This window comes from Gracilimonas sp. (assembly GCF_035704785.1).
Taxonomy (GTDB): Bacteria; Bacteroidota; Rhodothermia; order Balneolales; family Balneolaceae; genus Gracilimonas.
The window spans coordinates 1-2,330 of the sequence record NZ_DASSWP010000054.1 but is presented as its reverse complement, the minus strand read 5'-3'; the positions used below and the strand labels follow the sequence as shown (position 1 = coordinate 2,330).

Annotated in this window: 3 protein-coding genes; all 3 read right to left on the bottom strand. The window is 43.0% G+C overall.

Going from position 1 to position 2,330, the window contains the following annotated elements; all coding sequences use genetic code 11:
• The coding region (locus VFM80_RS02845) for a DNA translocase FtsK 4TM domain-containing protein (protein WP_395069347.1) at positions 1 to 319 on the bottom strand (319 nt) is incomplete at its 3' end.
• Positions 312 to 1,049, bottom strand: coding sequence for a 2-phosphosulfolactate phosphatase (locus tag VFM80_RS02840; RefSeq protein WP_395069345.1), 738 nt, complete (start codon positions 1,047 to 1,049; stop codon positions 312 to 314). The genes VFM80_RS02845 and VFM80_RS02840, both read right to left, overlap by 8 nt.
• A gap of 15 nt (positions 1,050 to 1,064) precedes the next feature.
• The gene (gene gcvT, locus VFM80_RS02835) at positions 1,065 to 2,165 is read right to left on the bottom strand and encodes a glycine cleavage system aminomethyltransferase GcvT (RefSeq protein WP_395069343.1); all 1,101 of its coding nucleotides are present in this window, start codon (positions 2,163 to 2,165) and stop codon (positions 1,065 to 1,067) included.
• Positions 2,166 to 2,330 lie beyond the last annotated feature (165 nt).

Here is a 2,330-nt window from a genome sequence, read left to right as displayed (position 1 = left end):
AGGTATGCCAGCCATGATATCCTATGATCAGTCCTAATATGATACTGGTATATCCAAATAAACTGTGCACCAGATAATGAGAAATATATGCACCAACCGGACCCAGCCAGTTTTTTACAAGGCGTGAGCTCGCATCCGGATTAAACAGATCGATGAAAGAGATACTTCGGGCGTATTGGTAATCCTGAGGGTTATAGGAAATAATGCTCAGTCCCAACAATACGGCAATAGACATCACAATAATGCCAATGATCTCCTTCTTGCGGTTAGCGTCTAAACCGGGTGTATTTGTAGATGTATTTAGTTTATTTCTAGCCATTCAGATTTGTAAGAATTCCATCCCTCATTCCGGGAAGTACATCAAATTCGTTTACTTTACAACAAAATGAAATATCGTTATTTGGTACCAGTTCAGCCAATCTTTTTGCATGATCGCTTTTACTGATGGCACCTTCTAAATCATGCCCATATTTTTCGAAAAGACCAAATGCTACTTTTGCACCGTCTTTGGCGGAATCAGGGAGGTTTCCGCCGGATATGGCGTGAAGTAATGAGCCTGCAAACAGGGTGTCTTCTATGGAAAGCCGTCCTTGCCATCCTGAACAGATCAACACAATTTCATCATCATGTTCCTTTATTGCGTTCAAAATACTTTGTTGATTTAAGAAACTGCCCACATAAACTTTACTGGCAAGGGAGGCTTTTTTTATAGCTTTGGTGCCATTTGTGGTATTAAAAATAAGGGTCTTGTTTTGTACGATTTCAGGAGTGTATTCCAGGGGCGAATTTCCAAGATTATAACCTTCAATTTTTGATCCGTTTTTCTCGCCGCACAATAAGAAATCTTTTTGATCCATGGTGGTTGCGATCTTCATGGCATCGCTCATATCCGCAACCGGTATTATTTTCCTGGCACCATGGCTAATTGCGGTGGTAATGGATGATGACGCACGGAGTACGTCGATAATGACCGCAGATTTCCCGCGCAGCTCTTCTTCTTGAAAAGCCTGAACAGAAAAAAAAACGTCGATAAAACTTAATTCTGGCATTTGCTCTCTATGAGTCTATTTTTTGATAAAAGGTGGGCGTGTTACAACTGCATTAGCCGTTTTTTTACGAATGGCGATCCGGATATCGGTTCCTTCAGCTGTGTACTCCTTTTTCACATAGCCCATCCCAATACCCTTACCTAAAGTGATAGACATTGTTCCGCTTGTAACCTCTCCAATGGCTTCTCCCTCAGTATTTTGAATTTCATATCCCGGTCGTGGAATGTTGCGTTCTCCCTCCACTACAAACCCGACAAGCTGTCGTTCCAGCCCATCTTCTTTTTTCTGCTGAAGGACCTCTTTGGCAATGAAATCTTCCTTCTCAAATTTGGTGATCCAGCCTAAACGGGCTTCCAGCGGATGAGTGTCTTTGGTGATGTCATTTCCATACAACGCAAATCCCATTTCAAGGCGAAGGGTATCGCGTGCTCCCAGGCCACAAGGTTCAATGCCGAACTTTTCCCCGGCTTCCATAATGGCATTCCAAACCTTCTCAGGCTCCCCATGGTTTTTATCAAAATACAGTTCAAAGCCTTTTTCGCCGGTGTAGCCTGTCGCTGAAAATACTACGTTATCCATTCCGGCAAGGCTCCCCATCTTGAAAGAATAGAAGCCAATATCACTTAAGTCAAGATCTGTAAGTTTTTGAAGGGTATCCACGGATTTAGGTCCCTGCACGGCAAGCAGGCAGGTATCATCAGATTGGTCTCGGACTTCCGCATCAAAGGAATTATTATCCAGGATCCAGTTGAGATCCTTTTCAATATTCGAAGCATTAACAACAGCGATATAACCGGCATCATCAAAGAGCTTGTACACGATCAGGTCGTCAACAATACCGCCGTCGTCATAGCACATGCAGGTGTATTGTGCTTTACCTTCCGTGAGTTTAGAGGCATCATTGACGGTCACTTTTTGTATCAGATCCAGCGCTTCCGGGCCGTGTATGTAAAACTCACCCATGTGAGAAACATCAAATATCCCAACGGCTTCCCGAACGGCAGCATGTTCAGTTTTGATCCCTGCATATTGCACCGGCATCTGGAATCCTGCAAAATCAACCAGCTTGGCACCGGCTTTTTCGTGAATGGAATAGAAAGGAGTCTTTTTAGACATGTTTAATAATAAAATCCGTGTTTATGAATCCCGGCTCACAACCTGTTCCCGAAATTCTTGTTGATTCTCGGTTGGAAGGTAAGGTTTTGTTTACCAAAAATCGGCTTAACATAGGCATTTATTGTGAATGTTTGTTTTGGAGAAATGGGTTAATGATGAGAGGGC